The organism is uncultured Veillonella sp., from assembly GCF_937981445.1.
Lineage (GTDB): Bacteria > Bacillota > Negativicutes > Veillonellales > Veillonellaceae > Veillonella_A.
The window spans coordinates 23666-42846 of sequence record NZ_CALJON010000044.1 but is presented as its reverse complement, the minus strand read 5'-3'; the positions used below and the strand labels follow the sequence as shown (position 1 = coordinate 42846).

Below are 19181 nucleotides of genomic sequence, written 5' to 3'. Positions count from 1 at the left end.
TGACCTGTTATTTATTTTTTATTATTTCTGACCTTAAGATACTAGGCTCTGTTTCACCATCTTTATAAACTACTTAAATATGCATAACGCGGTCTTTTATTTCCTTAGTGCGTCCTTCATTCCAGAAGTTTTCACCTAAATAACCACAAGTACGGCGAATTACAGTTAATTTGTCACGATCTGTATTATGACAACGTGGGCATTCCCATTGATTGTCATCATTGACTTTAATTTCACCATCAAAACCGCATACATGACAATAATCAGACTTTGTATTGAATTCAGCATAGGAAATATTATCGTAAATATACTGAATCATAGTCAACACAGCAGGAATATTATTAGTCATATTAGGGATTTCAGCATAGGAAATACAACCACCAGTGGATTTCTTTTGAAACTCTGATTCGAATTTAAATTTATCGAATACATTGATTTCTTCGCGTACATTTACATGATAGCTATTAGTATAGTAGCCCTTATCAGTAATATCTTCGATTTCACCAAAACGAGCTCGGTCAATAGAGCTAAAACGATTGGTTAAGCTTTCCGCTGGCGTACCATAAAGGGCAAAGCCCATATTGTGACGTTTTTTCCAGGTTTCAATAGCTTTATTTAAACGGTCCATTACTTTCATAGCGAATACACGGCCTTTTTCACCTGTATTCGATTCACCAGTAATGAGCTTAGTCGCTTCATACATACCAATGTAACCCATAGAGATCGTAGCATAGCCACCTTTTAAAAACTCACCAATAGGTTCACCTTTTTTAAGGCGTGCAATGGCACCATGCTGCCAATGAATAGGTGATACATCACTGGTTACATTTTTCAAAAGCTCATAGCGAAGCAATAAGGCTTTTTCTACTAAATCTAAGCGCTTGTCTAAAATTTCAAAGAAACGTTCTTCACTATGACGCGCTAAAATACCGATTTGTGGCAAGTTAAGACTTACTACGCCCATATTAAAGCGGCCATCAAATACATACTCCCCTTTTTCGTTTTTCCACGGAGATAAGAAAGCGCGACAGCCCATAGGACTGAATACATTGCCCTCGTAATTTTCCTTCATTTTCTTTGCGGAAATATAGTCTGGGTACATCCGTTTAGCCGTACATTGAGCAGCCAGTTCAGTTAAATAATAATACGGTGCATCAGGATGAATATTGTGTTCATCAAGCACATAAATTAACTTAGGGAAGGCTGGCGTGATGTATACATTGGCTTCATTTTTAACGCCCACAATACGTTGTTTTAAAATTTCTTCGTCAATTAGTGCCGCTTCCTTAGCATATTCACTATTAGGATCAAAGTGCATGAACAAAGTGACAAAAGGAGCCTGCCCATTCGTTGTCATCAAAGTGTTAATTTGATATTGAATTGTCTGAATCCCGTCTTTAACTTCCTTGCGAGTTCGTTTCCAAGCGATTTCCTTGGCCTTTTCCATATCTGGCTTAATGCCATAAATTTCCACCTGTTCTTCTAGTACATTGGCTAAAATTTTATCATAAGACTTGCGAACAAAAGGCGCTAAAATACGGTCAATACCATTAATACTTTGGCCGCCATATTGTCCTGATGCCACTTGGGCAATAATTTGGGTTGTCACTGTACAAGCTACCTGAAAAGACTTAGGCGTATCAATCTTCTTGCCATTAATCACAGTACCATTAGTCAACATATCATTAAGATTAATCAAGCAGCAGTTAAACATAGGCTGAATAATGTAGTCCATGTCATGAAAATGAATGGCCCCACTATCATGTGCCTGCACAATATCTGCAGGGATTAGTTTACGACGAGCAATATCCTTGCTCACTTCCCCAGCAATTAAATCGCGTTGTGTAGATACTATGGCAGCATCTTTATTAGAATTTTCATCTAAAATAGCTACATTACTGCGATCAAGTAAGCCAAATACATCCTCATCAGTGGTATTTACTTTACGTTTAAAGCTCTGCACAGCTTTGTAATTTTCATAGGCACGAGCTGTGGCTGGATTGTGGTACTCTAAAAGCTTGTAATATACTTGATCTTCAATAGCATAAATAGTCAATGCTTTATCAATCTTATGTGCGTATTCTTCAATTTCATTGGCAATACGATCAGCCAGTCCTGCTTCATACAAGCCTGTACTACTATTCATAGCCTTTTCAATAGCTATTGCAATTTTAGTTTTATCAAATGGTACCTTTTGGCCATCCCTTTTAATTACCTCTAACACAGCTCGATGCCTCCTATACACTCATTACGTATTTATACAATATATAGTATATGAAATAATTTCTTAACTCTACTTTGTGCCACACAGCCTATGACCGCAACGCACTACTTGGGCAGCATATGTTTACACCATACTTCTGCATCATACGTCTACAACACATGTAGGCAACTGTTCGCAACTATTGCTAAGCAATACTAAGCAATATGTCTAGTTTGCCAAAAGAGCAGAAAAAAATTAAGTGACCACTGGGAGTCACTAACTCTCTCATTGCCAATCCCTACTGGCACTTCTATTTTTACACATATAAAAAAGATATTGTATAACTAACTTCCTGTTCATTATACAATATCTTGTAGCGAGTTTCAATATTTTATACTATATATTATATGCATATCGAAAAAAGTCCAATTGCAAAAAATCAATTTATAGGGCCACTCAATGTCATTTAGGTCATTTCTACACTTCTATTTGCGCTTTATAAGGCATAACAGGCAAGAAAAGCCTTAAATGTTACACCCCTCTTTTGCCTCACCATATAAACGCCGTAAGGCATTTAAATCTATTTTTGAAGCATTTGTTAAGGGCATTGCGTCTAGCCAAATAATTTGTCTCGGACATTCTTTAGGTAAAAATGTATGATGAATATGCTGTAAAATTTCCTTCTTCAATCCCATATTTTCGGGCACTATAAAGGCTATAGGTTGTTCCCCACGAAGTTCATCCGTCACCGCTAACACCACTACATCAGCTATGCCTTCTATACATAATAATTGGGATTCTAAATAAGGCAATGATAATTTATAGCCCCCTCGATTGATAATCGCATCAGCTCGCCCTTTAAAAAGTAAGCGTCCCGTAGGGGAAAATTCACCTCGATCATGAACAGTAAATGGTCTTGAAATCCCTTCTATACCATAGGGAGTATCTACTTCAATACAATGATCCTCATCTAAACTAATTGTAACGCCTTTAAAAGGATAGCCCACTGTATTAGGCTCTTGTAACCATTCATCAAAGGTACAATAGGTTATGTAATTTAACTCACTCGCCCCATAATATAAAATGCATTCTGTTTGCGGTTGCTGTTTTTTTAAATTCAATACTAATTTATAATCTAATAACTGAGAGCCCGTAAAAATAATTTTCAGTGACTCCAAAGTCTCCTTCATACAAGGCAGTAGCATCCGCAATTTAGTAGGTAATATATATAAATGGGTGATGTGCCACTCTTTTAATACTTCATACCAGTGCTTAGGTCGCAAAATTTTACCCACCACAGTTGTAGCGCCAGCATATAAAGCGGACAGCAAAGCATTTAAGTTACCAGTAAAGCTCATGCTGCCATGAACAAATAAAAGGCTATCTTGATTTACTTTAAAAACGCAATTCTGCTCCTCAAAAAAGTCCACCCAGCTTCGCAAACTACGCCATAACACTTTTGGTAGCCCCGTTGTGCCAGATGTGAGCACGCCAAAGGAGGCCGCCTCTGGGATTTCCTGACGCGATGTAAAATACGCGCCCTCAGAAATAAAACCATATCGTTCAATCAGTGCTTTATATCGTGCTTCACTAAGATCTGTATGACAAATAATCGGCCGCCGCTTCCCATACAACGCGCGCAACCACCGAACCAACTCCTCTTTAGCATCATCAGTTTGAATTAATTCAACTAAAGATCCGTTAGCTGGAGTCAAGGAAGGATATACTTTCTCTGAAGTCCATGAAGAATAAGCTTGTTCTGAAGTCCGTGAAGTATAAGTTTGTTCTGAAGTCAAGGAGCTGTAAACTTCGTCTGATGTCAAAGAATTAGGATTATGCGTCCTGTCTCCTGTAACAACTAAGGCCCATAACTCTTCATAGGTTATAATCTGAGTTTCAAAGGCCAATGCCACTTTATGGGGCTGCACTTCACTATATAATTTTAATCGTTGAAATAACATATTCTGCCCCCCTAATTTACTATGTTGTACTTTTATGTACCGCCTATACAAATCTTCAATTAAACGCGTTCAATTAAAATGGCTGTCCCCGTGCCACCAGCCCCAGCAATAGAAGTCACACCATAGCGTCCTTTAGTACGCTGTAACGCCGCCATTAAGTGAAGTACATTAACAGCACCTGATGCACCATAGGCATGGCCATACGCCAATGCGCCCCCTAGCTGATTATATTTATGAAGATGTTCTTTATAGGCGCGCTCAAACAATACATCAATGACTGCAAAGGCTTCGTTCCACTCTACTGCATCAATGCTATCCATAGTAAGTTCATTTCGCTTTAAAATAGCCTCCGTACTGTGCCAGGCTCCTTCCGGACTATATTGTGGGTCCCCTGCCCAAGTGAGTACGTCCACAATTCTAAACTCTTGCGGCTCCTTGGTTAAGCCTAAAAAGGCAGCCCCATCATGGGTGTAGCAAGTATTGGCACCATTTAATAAATCTGTATCTTTTAAAATGGGACGCATTCGATTTAATACATTTTGTGTTAGCCTTGGTTTAATACTTTCGTCCTTAAAATCAGCAGTACCCCAATGGGATATATATCCTAGTAAATCGTTTTCACCTAAATTAGTAAGTTCTGCTTTAAGCTCATCACTTCCCATAATCAGTTGCTGCAAAAATTCGTCATTGCGACCTTCAAGAGCCTTGCTATGACTATACAACACCCAAGCATCTAAATCTGATTTTGTCATATTATGCTTAATCGCCGTACGATGTGCTCCTTCGAGCATAGCAAAGGGCGATACTGTGTCAGGTGAAAATTGCGCTACCAAGTATTCCGCTGATACGCTCTCTTTGGGATGGCTCAAATCATTTCCACGTCTAGCATCTAAATCAGCATACACACGTAGAGGCTGTAACGATGAACTCTCTATTCCGCCAGCAATAATTTGACTTGCCATACCACTTTGAATAGCACGAACCCCTTGGATAATCGCCATAGCACCAGACGCACATTGCATATCCACAGTATAACTCGGAATAGCCCTATCATAATTAGAATACAGCGCCATAAGGCGCCCTATATTACCGCCTGTGCCGACTGCATTGCCGCAAATAATTTCATCCGCACCATAGCCACGCCTTTGTAATTCATTTAATAGGGCCGCGCCTAACAATTCAGGACGAATGCGTTTATACTGCCCCTTATAAACACCAATGGGCGTCCTGAGGCCGCCCATTATATATACATTAGAAAAGAAATTATTGTGTTTTACCATAGGTAACCCCATTGACTATACGCCTGCTCGGTTCATAGCTACGCCAATCCAAGCAGCAATAAAGCATTTTACAATATCTAAAGGAATGAAAGGAGCCGAAAAACTCCAAAACGCTTGCATAAAGGATAGATTACTATAAATCATACCTCCGGCCATGCCCATTAAATGAGTAATAGGAATGGTAATTAAAACGGCACGAATGAAATAAGATACTACGCGATTGGGGCCTTTAAAAATACTTAATAGAGTGTAGGCAATAGGAAAGCTCCAAATAAATCCCCCTGTAGGACCAAATAATTTAGCAAAGCCGCTAGATCCGCCAGTATAGACAGGCACTCCAATAGCTCCTAAAAGGACATACACACAAAGCGTAATAAACGCCTGTTTTGGTGGCAACATAAAAGCAATTAAACAGAATACAATAGTTAAAGCAGTTACCATACCTGGCACTAAAGGCAAGGGGAATGATAAATATGCCGAAATTGCACAAAGTGCTACAAGTAAAGCCATTTTTGTTATTAAACGAGTATTCAAAATCTACACTTCCTTTAAAATATTAATCCCTAGTATTTTATACCATATACCAACAAATATATGTCTGTACGTCGCTAAACTATTTTGCTATAACCGCCTACCCATGATTATATAACCATTAGCTACATGCGAGACTGCGATGTATTATAACACATATCTAACTATTAACTAAGTATGCTGTTCTCTTACACGATACTGAGCCGTGCACACTACTGAATCCTGAACCGTGGCAGTAATAGTGTTACTACAGCAGTCAACGTTTAAATCAATAACTTGATCTGCATAAATAGGTCGCTTACACTTCAAAGTCAAATCTTGTACACAAATCTCTTTACTACCTAATAGCAATAAGAGTGTTTCCAAAATTAAACAACCTGGCACTATATATGTAGGTGCCCTGTGAATGGGATTTTCATCACCTATGTGAAATACAAATTGTTCGATTGTTTCTTTTGAAAATATAATCTTTGCTTCATCTGAATCGTTACCATTTAATTCAGCTGCTACTGTCATACTGGACTGATCTAGGTCAGCAAAGTTCAATTTGTTTGAATTAACAGGCTTTGACGGTTCTTGCTTCTCCGTTGGGCAGTGTAACGCTGTCGATGATTCTAAATTTTGTTGCCCTGTTGGCTCCACTCTTTGCCTAAACGACGTATTGGTGTGTTGAACTAGTTCTTGTAATCTCATCGGACCACTTTGAACTGAAAGCCAAAACGCTTTTTTCCCATAATCAGGAACGCCCTCTTGCTGTGCAAGAATTGAATTAGCTGAATCAACAGGATTCCACTGCCAAATTAGTTTACCAATTACTACATTTTTGGGACAATCTGGATAGGCCTCAATTATTGCATTAAATAATGTGCGCAAATCCCTTTGCCCATATGGAACTGAACATGAGTCCCCCATATATCCTCCTAAATTTAGAGTAATCGTACATAATAAGCTCATATAAATTATGGTCTCCCACACAGATTAGTACTTATACGTATTAGAAGTCCTCATATTTACTAACTTTTTATGTAGTCGCTCACAACTGTTTTAATTATAAAGAAGCCCTTTTATTTTGTCAACACAATGTTACCTTATGGTTAACATAGGTGTTTTGACTTATTTACATCACTGAACCACCTAAAAAAGCCCCCCCTATTTACAGAGCGAACTGATTGTATAGTATCAATCTAATTCATCTGCTGTAAACAGAGGGGCTTATATTATTTTTCCAAATTATCGACTAATTGTAGCAAATAGTGTTTAAATTCGTCTCCAAATAAAGGAGAGCGTAAACCATATTCAACCGTAGCCTGCAAATAGCCTAAGCGATCGCCAATGTCATAGCGTTTGCCTTCATAATTTAAGGCATATACCTTCCCTGAGAGACGAGCCAATGCATCGGTTAACTGAATTTCATTGCCCGCTCCTTGTGGTGTATGTTCTAATAATTCAAAAATTTCTGGCTCTAAAATATAACGGCCTAATACAGCCAAATTAGACGGTGCCAAATCACGACTTGGCTTTTCAACTAAGCCTTCCACTTCATATAAATTCTCACTAATCTGCTTGCCTGCTACAATGCCATAGGAGCTAACTTTTTCATGAGGTACATACTGAGCGCCTAGTACAGTGCCACCACGCTCATTATAGCAATCGATTAATTGTTTCAAACAAGGGTACTCAGGATTGTATACTACATCATCACCTAACAGCACGGCAAATGGTTCCTCACCAATAAAAGCTTTAGCGCAAAGAACAGCATCACCTAAGCCTCTTGGAGCTTTTTGACGAATAAAATGAACGCGAATATCTGCTAAAGAACGTACCATATTGAGCTGTTGTTGTTTACCTTGTTGTTGTAATAATTGCTCTAGTTCAACACTCGTATCAAAATGATCTTCAATAGCTCGTTTATTGCGGCCTGTAATGATTAGAATTTCTTCAATCCCAGAAGCTAAGGCTTCCTCAACAATACATTGAATTGCCGGAGTATCGACTATGGGAAGCATTTCCTTTGGTTGTGCCTTCGTTGCAGGCAAAAAGCGCGTACCAAAACCGGCCGCTGGAATAACAGCTTTTCTAACAGTTTTCATAATCTACCTCACTTAACCAAATTTTAATAATATGCCCCATCCCTAGAACTCTCAAGTCACATAAGATAAACCTGCCACGCTAGAGCATGACAGGTTTATACAATTTTACTTACCTAAACTATGTACTCATTATAGGTTAGACCACCTAGCTCTTGTTACAGTTTAGAAGTCCTTAGCCACTATTGTATAGCTCCACTTCTTCTGTTTTGATTGATAGGTCAACCAACCTTCAAAGGAGTGCATATCACGATACCAAGTATAATCTACATAACGAAGCTCACCAGTTTGAACGTCTCGCTCTAAACTAATACTCAAACGATCTAACCGACTTACCTGTACAGATAAACCTGTAGTCCAATTGCGGCGAATATCAATTCGGTCAAATGGATATGGAGAATTAGAACGCTCATCAATATTGTGTTGCTTATACGATGACCAAGCAGAAACTTTGCTATTAACTCTCCAGCTTGCATTAACGCCCCAATATGGCATACTTCTTGTTAAATCATTGTAACCATATTCATCTCGTTGATAGCCTAAATGGAAGCGTAAGCTAGTATTTTTAGTTGGGCGAATGGCATCATGGCTCAATTCGCCCTTAATCATATTATGGCTACCCTTAATATAATCTTCTTTCCAATAGCCTATATTTCCTTCACCGCGAACAGTGAATGGCGTATTACCAATATGGTACGTATAAGTATAAACAGAGAACTCAGGCTGCTTTTCTACCCATACAGTTCTAGCATTTAACGTAGCTGATTCACGGCTTACACCAAAGCGCATACCGCCCCATGGGAAGTAATGGCGATACCCGTAACTTGGCTTAAAGCCTTCCTTAGTCATCCATTTGTAGTCAAAATATAGCTCGCCATGTTCGCCTACTGGATACTCTATGCTACCTTTCAAACCAAAGCCATCATCACTATTATAAGTTGGTCGTGGAATGAGGCTGAAGATATTAATTTTAGATTCATCTTTACGTAAGGATACAACATAACGAGGCATGCTTAATATTTTGCCATTCTTGATAAATAACTTAGCATCATTAATAATCGCCTTGTCACCAGGATATACTTCAATGGTAGAGCCTTCAATGCGATAATCTGGAACCCCTTTATATGCCATGGCATGCTCTGTTGTAAGCCAACCATTAGTAATCAAGCCGGTATTACCATCAAACTCAGCCAATTCAGCTTTTACATAATAAGGCTTTACAAAGCCTATTACATCCGGTGCAGTCATAGCATTGGTGCCACTATTAAATTGTAAATTAGCCCCTGTAAGATCCTTTGTATGCCCTTTATCCTCTAAAAAGCGAAATGGCCCTTCTGTAGTATAATCTTGAGTCTTACTATTACCTAATAGTTTCTCCGTAAATACATCGCGATTGCCCTGATGTGCTTCTACTTGACCAACAGCCACTACATTACCTGTTAAATCACTGTAATACATACTATCAGCATCAACTCGTACTGGCAATGTGGCAGGGTCAGCAGGACCTACTGGTTTACCGCGGCGCACAACCTTAATGGGAGGGTTTAGTAAATTATCCGCCTCATTAATCGTTACTGCTGTATTTTGATTATACTCTTGGTCAGACTCTTCAAAGCGTCCCTGTGAATACGCAGTATTACTATTGCTTTGATCTGTAGTCTGTAAAGCTAATGCTGATGCATCGCTACTCTCTTTAGCATCGGTAGCTTGACTTAAATCCGCCGCCTGAACTGCCACCAAGGGCATCAAAACTAAGGCCGCACTTAAAGCATACTTCGCCTTTTTCCTTACCATTTACTAATTACCTCATTCATGTAATATTTTTTAATTTCGTTTTACCACAACAATAGGTTGTGAAGGGGCTGACGCCACGGTGGAAGATTCCTCTACCTCTTCATCAGTATCGCCCGCTTCTTCAACACTTTGCTGTTCCGTATCTTCTTCAACACTTTGCTGTTCCGTATCTTCTTCTACACTTTGATGTTCTGTATCTTCTTCAACTTCACTAGCACTGTCATCTGCCGCATCTACCGCATCATGGTCTACAGTCTCTTCATCGGTTACAGCATCACTTGAGCCACTAGCAGGGACTAATGTAACCGCTTCATCAGGATTCCCTAATTCATAATCATCATAGTTGCCCTCTGTAATGGAACCACTTGTACCATGAGGTAGACCATCACCGCCAACTACAATGCCCTGTACAGTAACTACTTCTTGAGGCTGTACATAAATTGTGGATCCCACTGGTAATTCAATATTCTTACCTTTTACAAAAAAGCCCCCTACAAGGCCTACTGGGCCGAGTAATACAGCACCAGCCACAGAAGCACCAGCTGCTTTTAATTCTTGCTTAGTTTTAGCCTTTGCTTCTTCCCCTTGAATGGCTGTAAATGTATCGCCATTAATAGTTTCTACTGAATCAAACACTAAATCTAATTTGCCATTGCGACCAAAGGAAGAGGCCGATTTAATCTCAGAAATATGGCCAGTGCCCATAGTACCAGCAGGCACTAGTAATACATTGCCATCCATAATGTCATCCGCTACAGTAAAATCGAATGTATCGCCCACTTTATTAGACTTTGTAGAAATGGCTGTATCTAAAGTAACTGAAAAAACCTCTGTATTATTAATAGTACCTACTTGAGAGGTTAATTTTAATGGCTTACCATTAATCGTTTTGCTAAGAGTTTGAATTCGTGACTCTAAAGCACCTGTTTCAATGCGACCATTTACACTGCGTTCTAAATGTTCAACACGAGATACTAATGAACCAGATTCAACCTTATTTTGATAAGACCACTCTAGCATGGCTAATTGCTGCTCTACTGACACATGTCCTTGCGAGCTATTGGCAATAGAGCCATAAAGTGAATCAACACGGGAGGTAATAGTTCCTTCACTTTGCTTTCCAAATACAGTTTGGCTAATCTGATTTACGCGGTCCACTAATGCCCCTACTTGGGTAGAACCATAAATCGAGTTCTCCAAAGCATCTGTTTTTTCTAATACAGTCTCTGGTGCAGCCCAAACTTGTCCTGAAAACAAAGCTGCCACAGCTAACAATACGACTTGTTTCTTCATATTTCCTCCACGGCTATTTGAACTATTTTAGCAAAGGCAGTTCCGTTAACTGCCTACATTGTGTCATTTTATCTTAGGAATTAGATTAAATCTTGATATCAATAATAGCAGATACGCCTACACCTTGAATACGAGTTGCATTAGTTGGGTTTTTGCTATCAATTGGCACTAAACCTTTTATGCGAGCTACATTGTTGAAGCTAGCTTCTAATTGAGCAACCGCCTGTACGCGTTCTACTTCAGAGGCTGGACCTGTTACCTGTGCGGCACCAATGTAACCATTGTTACCAATACTTACAATTGGTACTACTTTAGTTGTATAGGTAGTGCTCAAATTATTTTGACTTAAAATCTGATTCAAGAAGTCATTGATTTGACCACCAAATTTATCTACTAAAACACCTACACCGCCAATTTTCAAGGCGCCGCCTAAAAAGCTACCTAAATTAAAAGCCTGTGTAGTGGCTACCATACCGCTAGAAAATGTAAGAGATGCTACAAGAGCTGCTGCTAATAATTTCTTTTTCATATGTACGTCCTCCTTGTAATGGGCTACTTGGACTTCATGCCGCCACTGAATCATGGATGGCACAATAAGTTCAAAGCCAAGAGCGATAAAACATATTTACATAATTTATTTCTTCAATAACAAAGGCCCTAAGCAAGCACTTAGAGCCTTTGCTCATTCATTAAATTATACCATAAATCGACAAATTTGTCCTTTATTGTGGCAATGTATTTACTTGACCAAGTACTTCGCTAGCCTGTTTAATCTTCTGTTCATTCCCCATTACGCTAATGTGAGAATCTCCCATAACAGCCTCTACTACATCGGCTAAAGCGCGCACATCTTCAGTGCGTGTTGCAATAACAGCTTCTCTAAACTTCTCCGCTGCCCCTTCATTATTTTCACCAAAATATAATCCCATCGCCCGAGGACCACGAAGAGCTGGCGTCATAGGAATGTCTAAATTACTCATGGTTCCAATAATGTATTTGCGCATTTCACGATCAGAAATTTCAAAATGACGAAGGAATTCAGCTAACTCCTTATACACATCAAGAGTTTCCGTCAAATTAGGGTCGCGGTATGAACAAAGTACCATATTGCCATTGTTGTAGAAATTAGCAAAAGCGCCATACGCACCACCTTGCACACGGATGCGCGTCCACAAGTACTCATAACGCAAAATAGTTTCTAATACGCCCATAGCGCCCACATAGGCAAAGCCATGGTCTTTGAAGTTACCACCTTGTGCTACATACTGTACTTTACCAGCAGTGACAATGCCTTCATTTTCGTAAGCCCCAGTCAATTGTAATTGATTGTCTTCATAGCTTTCATGTGACCAAGTCGGCAATACCTCGCTCATTTGAGCTTTGAACACTTCATATTCTGGTGCTTCACCAACAAACATAATGTCCACATTATTAGCACGGAATATTTTCTTGCTTACAGCACTTAGTTTGCTAGGTAATTCAGCCATAGCCTGTTTATCTTTAAGTACATCAGCTAATTGCTTAAAGTATGTAAGTCCTGCTAAGTCACGGAATTTGCCAATGTCTGATACTTGCGCCATTACGCGATTAGATACGATAGTATGGCCGCGGCGGAAAGCTTCTGTTTCCCACACAGTTTTTAACTCATTTACAAGCTCAGTAAGACGCCCCTCATCATCAAAAGAGCTAGTATTTAGCAGTTCAGATACAAGGCGTGTTAAATCACTCAATTTACTATGTAAGGCTTTCGCACGGACTACAAGTAATGGCACATAGGCATTGCGCTCATTATATTTGGGAAGGCCCACTACATCAGTGCTAAAGCCACCAAGATTTAAGTTAATATCTTTAGCTACTTCATCATAGGTGCGCGACTTCGTATTGACGCGAGCTAAAATATCACTAATCACATTAGCATAGAATAGCTCTTCTTCAGATAGACTTGTTAATTTAAAGTAAAATGCCGTATAATTAATCCCTTTTGCATTGGTGGGAACAAAATGTAAACGCCCTGCATCTACCATTTCATCATGACGTTCAATATGCTCCACTTTAGGCGACAAATCGGAAAGTTCCAATAAAGGAATCGTCGCCAACGCCTCTTCTGTATCGGCTGCGGCTTGACGGGCTTTAAGCTTTTTAGTGTCCGCCACGATAGCAGCAATGTCCTCATCACTCAACGATGCCTTAAGAGCAGCTAACTTATCGCGTTCGGCCTGTTCCTTTTCTTCTTGTAACCCTTTTTCAGGATAAATAGACACTAAGGCTTTATGATTATTTTCTAAAATGCATTGACGGATTAAATCTTCAAAATATGTGGTCTTAAGACCTTCACGAATAGCCTTTAAGGCTCCATCATAACGAAGTACGGCCACTGGATCTTTGCCATAAAGCCATTGGTCCATTACGCGAATACCATAGGCAAGGCCAATAGGACGGCCACCAAAATCGGCTTCACGAAGAGCAAATTCTGTAATATTCAAGGACGCTTCTAACAAGGTCTTATCAAGCCCCTCCTGTACAAGGCGCGTAAGCTCTGCTTCAACGAGTTCTTGCAAACGGGCTTGCTCCTTCATTTCCGAGCCACTTACAGTAATATTCCAGATTGGCTGACGCAAACTTTCTAAATAATATCCACTAATATCGCTGCCAATACCAGCTTTTACAAGCACTTCTTTTAAAGGTGCTGCTGGTGATGTCAATAAGGCATGCGTTAAAATATCAAAAGCTAAATTCTTCTCCACATCCATCTCAGGCATTACATAGGTAAGGGCATGCATAGTCTTGCCTGCAGGATCATCTTCAGAACCAATGCCATATGCATAAGACGCCACTTTACCAGCCTCAAATGGAGCCTGAAGGGCAATCTCAGAGTCTACTGTAATGGCATCAAAATTAGATAAATATTCTTCATCAATAAACTTCAATTGTTCTTTAATATCCATGGTGCCATATAAGAACATATAGCTATTGGATGGATGGTAATATTGTTGGTAAAATTTTTGGAATCCTTCATATGTTAGATCTGTAATATGATCTGGATTCCCACCAGAATCAACACCATATGTAGTATCTGGGAATAGTTCGGCCATCATATGCGTATCTAAAATGGAATCTGCAGAAGAGTATACGCCCTTCATTTCATTGTATACCACGCCTTTATAAGTTAATTCATCCTCTGGGGCATCCAATTCATAATGCCAACCTTCTTGCATGACAATTTCCTTGTCAGTAGCTACACGCGGATAGAATACAGCATCCAAATACACATCCATTAAGTTGTGAAAATCTTTGTCATTTTTAGACGCCACTGGGTACATAGTCTTGTCTGGGTAGGTCATGGCATTTAAAAATGTATTTAAAGACCCCTTTACAAGCTCCACAAAGGGCTCTTTTAAAGGGAATTTACGAGACCCACAGAGTACGGAGTGTTCTAAAATATGTGCTACCCCAGTACTATCTTTAGGAGGTGTGCGGAATGATACGGAAAAGACTTTATTAGTATCCTCTGCATCGATATAGAGTAAGCGGGCTCCAGACTTCTCATGCTTTAATAAATAGGCCTTACTATTGAGTTCTGCTACTGGCTCAATTCGCTCCACGCGAAAGCCAGAATATATTTCATTTTGTTTCATATATAATGCTCCTTTTTCTGTCCTATATACAGTAAATTTATTTATTTTTGCTTGTAATATTAATTAAGTTACCCTTTAATAGTATCACAAATGATAGATTTTTTCATTAAAAAACTCACCTACAGCCAAAGCTGAAGGTGAGTTCTATTATGTATTAGCCGCGATTATTCACTACTAAATTATCATGAATAGCACGAATGGCATCTTTTACACGAGCTTCATCAATCAAGCAAGCTACGCTGATTTCAGAAGTGGAAATAATTTCAATATTAATATCTTCTTGGCTAAAAATACCAAACATTTGCGCTGCAATGCCTGGTTGCCCTAACATGCCAGCACCTACAATGGATACTTTAGCCATGTTTTCGTTAATGCTGTAGTCTTCCATTTGAATATGTTGTTTTAATTCTTCCATCACTTCTTTAGCAAGAACTACATCATCACGAGTAATAGTAAATACAATATCCGTCACTTGGTCTTCTACAGTGCGAATGCTTTGTACAATCATGTCAACGTCCACATTTTTATCTGCTAAACTTTGGAAAATAGTATGAGCTACGCCTGGTTTATTTTCAACACCAATTAAAGACACTTTTGCTACATTTGTATCATCTGCTACACCAATTACAGTGCGTTTATTCTCTTCCATAGTATAATCCTCCCGAATCATTGTCCCCTCATTGTCACTAAAGGTAGAGCGTACGTGAATTGGCACGCCATAGCGAACGCCCATTTCTACAGCACGAGGTTGCATAACCCCAGCGCCTAAACGGGCCATCTCTAACATTTCGCCATATGTAATTTCTGGCAATTTAAGTGCATTAGGTGCAATCCGTGGATCTGTAGAGTATACGCCTTCTACATCGGTAAAAATTTCACATACATCAGCTTTCATAGCCCCTGCTAAGGCTACCGCTGTTGTATCAGAACCACCACGGCCAAGAGTCGTAATATCCCCCAAATCAGTAATCCCTTGGAATCCGGCTACTACAACAATATTGCCTTCGTCTAAAGCAGCAAATACACGGCTTGGATCAATATGTAAAATACGTCCCTTACCATAATTATCGCTACTTACGATACCTGCTTGAGCTCCTGTCATCGATACAGCAGGCTGTCCTTTTTCCATAAATGCCATGGACATTAATGATATAGTAATTTGCTCGCCAGTAGACAACAAACGGTCCATTTCACGCCCATATGGACGGGACGTTACTTGTTTTGCTAAGCTCACTAAATCATCGGTAGTGTCACCCATGGCCGAAACAACCACTACGATGCGGTCGTCTTCTTTTTTATCGCGCAATACGCGATTGACTATGTTGTAGATTTTTTCTGGTGTAGCTACTGAACTACCGCCAAACTTTTTAACAATTAAGGCCACAGCAATCCCTCTTTACATCTCAAAATAACTATACGAATTAGTTAGTTACAATGGTACGGCCATGCCCTTACAGTGCTTTTGAGATATAATTTAGGGCATGTTACAATTGAGCTAACATATAAAAATATATAAAAGTACTTTACCATATATAAGGGCTATCTGTAAAGTAACTAGGCAAAGAAAAAGCCGAGCATATGCTCGGCTTTCTTGTACACATAATAACTTATCTATTATGTATTTAATTATTTAACTACGATATCTTTTTCAGATTCCCATAGACCATGGATATTGCAGTAAGAAGTAGCAATTAATTTACCAGATTTTTTGAAGCTTGCTACTACAACGCCTGCAGCTTCAGCAAATACAGGGCCTTCGTTAGCGCCTGCACCAGCTTCGCCATGTACGTTGAATTCTAAGCGAGCTACTTCGTAAGGAAGAGTTGTGCCTTCTTCTACATAATATAATTTAATCCATGCAATATGATGTTCAGTTGTATTAGGATGTGCAATGTCTTTGCCCACTTCTAATTCAATACGAACTTTTTCACCTGCTGCTACTGTATCAGGAGCAGTAATTACAGGAACGTGTTTTTCATTTTTAAAGTCTGCAGATTTTACATAGTTACTTAATGCCATGATTATAACCCCCTTGGAGATACAAACAATCTATAAGAACTCTCTTATAGTTTTAATCATTTTGACTATCACAGCCCCTAAATGACGGCTAATGATAATCGTTTATCTACAACTTAATTATACGCATATAGAGTTATTTTTTCAAGCACTAATTCTATTTTATTCGATATATTTATCTTTAATATATAAGTAAAATAGTCCCTTTCTAAGGCATCATAGATTTCCTTTTAAATTAAAATTCTATACCTTTAACAGCTTTTATGCCCTGCTCATAAGCATGTTTGACTTGTTCCATATTTGTTACCGTATGAGCGAGATTTATGATTTCAGTTTTAGCATTGCGCCCTGTAAAGATTATATGTAATCCCTTCGGTTTCTGTTCCAACAAATTCACTACCTTATTTAGATCTACCAAACCAAAATCTATGGCATAGTTAATTTCATCTAGTACAATTAGGTCCCATGCGTTGGAATGTACTTCCCCCTCCACCATCTGCCAACCAGCAGCGGCCGCTTCTTCATGAGCACGGATTTCTTCAGCACTTCCTTTTTGCTTATGATATACAAAGCCCTTTCCCATTTGACGAATTTCTATAGGCAGGCCCGCCTTTTGAAGTACTTCAATACTTTGCAATTCACCATAATTCATGGCGCCTTTTATAAATTGTAATATCAAAACCCGTAATCCTTGCCCTACGGCGCGCATCGCAGTTCCTAAGGCTGCAGTAGTTTTGCCCTTACCAGGCCCTGTATTAACAATAATTAATCCATCCATACAATAGCTCCTTAAGCTTTAAAATGTACACCGTCTAGCCTTTTCAATAAATCGTCGAACCGCTTCTTCATGGCCGGCAAAATTAATATGCAAATACGATGCCAATATGGTATCGGTCCTATAACCGCCCTTATATACTTGTCGTTGGCGCCCCCCTTCAAAACGAAAGGCCCATGGAAATGCGTCTTCACCAATCGCAGGATGTATGTCCATGGTAGAAAAATGAAATTCATGACCTCGCAAAGTCTGCCCCTGTTTTACTAACACTGTATCAGTTAAGGCCGTCGCCTCTACATACCCCACTCGTTGCAATGTCTCTTGCATAGTGCAAGTAGCAGGAACTATGCCCACCATAGGCAAATTTTGTTTATTGAAATCTACGACGGACTCACATAAATACATGAGACCACCACATTCTGCATATATGGGCATGCCTCTTTGGGCCACCTCTTTAATTTGTTTACGCAAGGCTTCATTTTGGCTTAACTGATTTAAAAACATTTCAGGAAAGCCACCACCAAAAACAAGGGCCTGAACATTTGGTAAGGTTTTGTCTTTTAAGGGACTAAAATACACCAACTCAGCCCCCGCTTCTGCTAATGCGTCTAAGCTAGCAGGATAGTAAAACGAGAAGGCCTCGTCATAGGCAATACCAATTCGCACTAGAGCCGGCCGGTCTATGTCTATACTATCGGTAGAGCCGTCTGCTTCTACATCACCGGTAGCACGGTCTACTTCAATGCCATCAGCAACGCCATCCATTTCTTCATCACCGGTAGTACACTCTGCTTCTACAGCACATATGGAAGTGTTCCCCTTTGCCTTCGTCTCAAGTGGCACTGCCCTATGAGCTAAGTCGATTAATACAGGAAAATCAATACTTTCCGCCATACATTCACTGATGACTCGCAAAGTTTCACTCACATCAAGCTCTGTAACAGGGGTCAATCCTAAATGACGTTCTGGCGACTTCATCCGTTCATCTCGATGAATTACTCCCAACACAGGAATCTGCAAGCGTTCCAAGGCTTGGCGAATCATGGTTTCATGATTTTGACTGCCAATACGGTTAAGAATGACCCCACCAAATTGTACATCTTTATCATAATCGCGAAAGCCCTTAGCAATAGCTGCCGCACTTTCACCCATGGCCTTGCAATCTATGACAAGCACCACAGGCGCTTTTAAGCGCTTTGCAATATCTGCGGTGGAACTGATACCATCGCGACCACCATCATATAAACCCATAACCCCTTCTATAACAGCTAGGTCCGCCGCTTTCGTAGTATGGGCAAAGAAATCTGTTAATTTATGTGCAGGCACTAGCCACGTATCTAGATTATAACAATCCCGTCCACTCGCTTCTTTATGAAAGCCTGGATCAATATAATCAGGTCCTACTTTAAAAGCTTGTACAGCATACCCCTGATTCACTAAACAGCGTAATATACCAGCTACGATTGTAGTTTTCCCAACCCCTGAATTCGTGCCAGCAATTACAATTCGAGGACAGCTTACTTGATTTACTTGATTTACTTGCTCCACTTGCGTCACCTCCTTAAACCTATAGTTTCATTGCAAAGCCATATTTTCTAATTAACCT

General features: G+C 39.6%; 14 protein-coding genes. All 14 read right to left on the bottom strand.

What is annotated here, in order from left to right; all coding sequences use genetic code 11:
* Window positions 1-73: 73 nt before the first annotated feature.
* The 14 genes from nrdD to Q0376_RS06850 all read right to left on the bottom strand — a co-directional run bounded on the left by nrdD (window position 74) and on the right by Q0376_RS06850 (window position 19123).
* Window positions 74-2224, bottom strand: coding sequence for an anaerobic ribonucleoside-triphosphate reductase (gene nrdD / locus Q0376_RS06915; RefSeq protein WP_298705690.1), 2151 nt, complete (start codon window positions 2222-2224; stop codon window positions 74-76).
* A 503-nt stretch (window positions 2225-2727) separates the two neighbouring features.
* The gene (locus Q0376_RS06910) at window positions 2728-4164 is read right to left on the bottom strand and encodes an AMP-binding protein (protein ID WP_298705686.1); all 1437 of its coding nucleotides are present in this window, start codon (window positions 4162-4164) and stop codon (window positions 2728-2730) included.
* Window positions 4165-4223: 59 nt separating this feature from the next.
* Entirely contained in the window at window positions 4224-5444 is a 1221-nt protein-coding gene (locus tag Q0376_RS06905) for an acetyl-CoA C-acyltransferase (protein ID WP_298705683.1), read from the bottom strand.
* A gap of 15 nt (window positions 5445-5459) precedes the next feature.
* The gene (locus Q0376_RS06900) at window positions 5460-5954 is read right to left on the bottom strand and encodes a biotin transporter BioY (RefSeq protein ID WP_298705680.1); all 495 of its coding nucleotides are present in this window, start codon (window positions 5952-5954) and stop codon (window positions 5460-5462) included.
* Window positions 5955-6146: 192 nt separating this feature from the next.
* A complete protein-coding gene (locus Q0376_RS06895; RefSeq protein ID WP_298705677.1) occupies window positions 6147-6887 on the bottom strand; it encodes a hypothetical protein in 741 nt (246 codons plus the stop codon).
* A gap of 305 nt (window positions 6888-7192) precedes the next feature.
* A complete protein-coding gene (gene galU, locus Q0376_RS06890; protein ID WP_298705674.1) occupies window positions 7193-8065 on the bottom strand; it encodes a UTP--glucose-1-phosphate uridylyltransferase GalU in 873 nt (290 codons plus the stop codon).
* A 162-nt stretch (window positions 8066-8227) separates the two neighbouring features.
* A complete protein-coding gene (locus Q0376_RS06885) occupies window positions 8228-9856 on the bottom strand; it encodes an OstA-like domain protein (RefSeq protein ID WP_298705671.1) in 1629 nt (542 codons plus the stop codon).
* 30 nt (window positions 9857-9886) lie between these two features.
* On the bottom strand, window positions 9887-11149 hold the full coding sequence (locus Q0376_RS06880; protein WP_298705668.1) for a hypothetical protein: 1263 nt from the start codon (window positions 11147-11149) through the stop codon (window positions 9887-9889).
* A gap of 85 nt (window positions 11150-11234) precedes the next feature.
* Window positions 11235-11678, bottom strand: coding sequence for a hypothetical protein (locus Q0376_RS06875; protein WP_298705665.1), 444 nt, complete (start codon window positions 11676-11678; stop codon window positions 11235-11237).
* Window positions 11679-11871: 193 nt separating this feature from the next.
* Window positions 11872-14784 (bottom strand): insulinase family protein, encoded by a 2913-nt coding sequence (locus tag Q0376_RS06870; protein ID WP_298705662.1) that lies wholly within the window; start codon window positions 14782-14784, stop codon window positions 11872-11874.
* Between the two features lie 154 nt (window positions 14785-14938).
* Complete coding sequence (locus Q0376_RS06865; RefSeq protein ID WP_298705660.1) at window positions 14939-16168, bottom strand: aspartate kinase; 1230 nt, start codon at window positions 16166-16168, stop codon at window positions 14939-14941.
* Window positions 16169-16410: 242 nt separating this feature from the next.
* Window positions 16411-16803, bottom strand: a complete 393-nt coding sequence (locus Q0376_RS06860; RefSeq protein ID WP_298705657.1) for a class II SORL domain-containing protein — start codon at window positions 16801-16803, stop codon at window positions 16411-16413.
* A gap of 232 nt (window positions 16804-17035) precedes the next feature.
* Entirely contained in the window at window positions 17036-17578 is a 543-nt protein-coding gene (gene cobO, locus Q0376_RS06855) for a cob(I)yrinic acid a,c-diamide adenosyltransferase (protein WP_298705654.1), read from the bottom strand.
* A gap of 18 nt (window positions 17579-17596) precedes the next feature.
* Complete coding sequence (locus Q0376_RS06850; protein WP_298705652.1) at window positions 17597-19123, bottom strand: cobyrinate a,c-diamide synthase; 1527 nt, start codon at window positions 19121-19123, stop codon at window positions 17597-17599.
* Between the last annotated feature and the right edge of the window lie 58 nt (window positions 19124-19181).

Excerpts from the sequence above, each read along its gene's own strand:
- Q0376_RS06910 (WP_298705686.1), bottom strand. The coding sequence starts at position 4,164 with ATGTTATTTCAACGATTAAAATTATATAGTGAAGTGCAGCCCCATAAA.
- Q0376_RS06905 (WP_298705683.1), bottom strand. The coding sequence starts at position 5,444 with ATGGTAAAACACAATAATTTCTTTTCTAATGTATATATAATGGGCGGC.
- Q0376_RS06900 (WP_298705680.1), bottom strand. The coding sequence starts at position 5,954 with ATGGCTTTACTTGTAGCACTTTGTGCAATTTCGGCATATTTATCATTC.
- Q0376_RS06895 (WP_298705677.1), bottom strand. The coding sequence starts at position 6,887 with ATGGGGGACTCATGTTCAGTTCCATATGGGCAAAGGGATTTGCGCACA.
- galU (WP_298705674.1), bottom strand. The coding sequence starts at position 8,065 with ATGAAAACTGTTAGAAAAGCTGTTATTCCAGCGGCCGGTTTTGGTACG.
- Q0376_RS06885 (WP_298705671.1), bottom strand. The coding sequence starts at position 9,856 with ATGGTAAGGAAAAAGGCGAAGTATGCTTTAAGTGCGGCCTTAGTTTTG.
- Q0376_RS06880 (WP_298705668.1), bottom strand. The coding sequence starts at position 11,149 with ATGAAGAAACAAGTCGTATTGTTAGCTGTGGCAGCTTTGTTTTCAGGA.
- Q0376_RS06875 (WP_298705665.1), bottom strand. The coding sequence starts at position 11,678 with ATGAAAAAGAAATTATTAGCAGCAGCTCTTGTAGCATCTCTTACATTT.
- Q0376_RS06870 (WP_298705662.1), bottom strand. The coding sequence starts at position 14,784 with ATGAAACAAAATGAAATATATTCTGGCTTTCGCGTGGAGCGAATTGAG.
- Q0376_RS06860 (WP_298705657.1), bottom strand. The coding sequence starts at position 16,803 with ATGGCATTAAGTAACTATGTAAAATCTGCAGACTTTAAAAATGAAAAA.
- cobO (WP_298705654.1), bottom strand. The coding sequence starts at position 17,578 with ATGGATGGATTAATTATTGTTAATACAGGGCCTGGTAAGGGCAAAACT.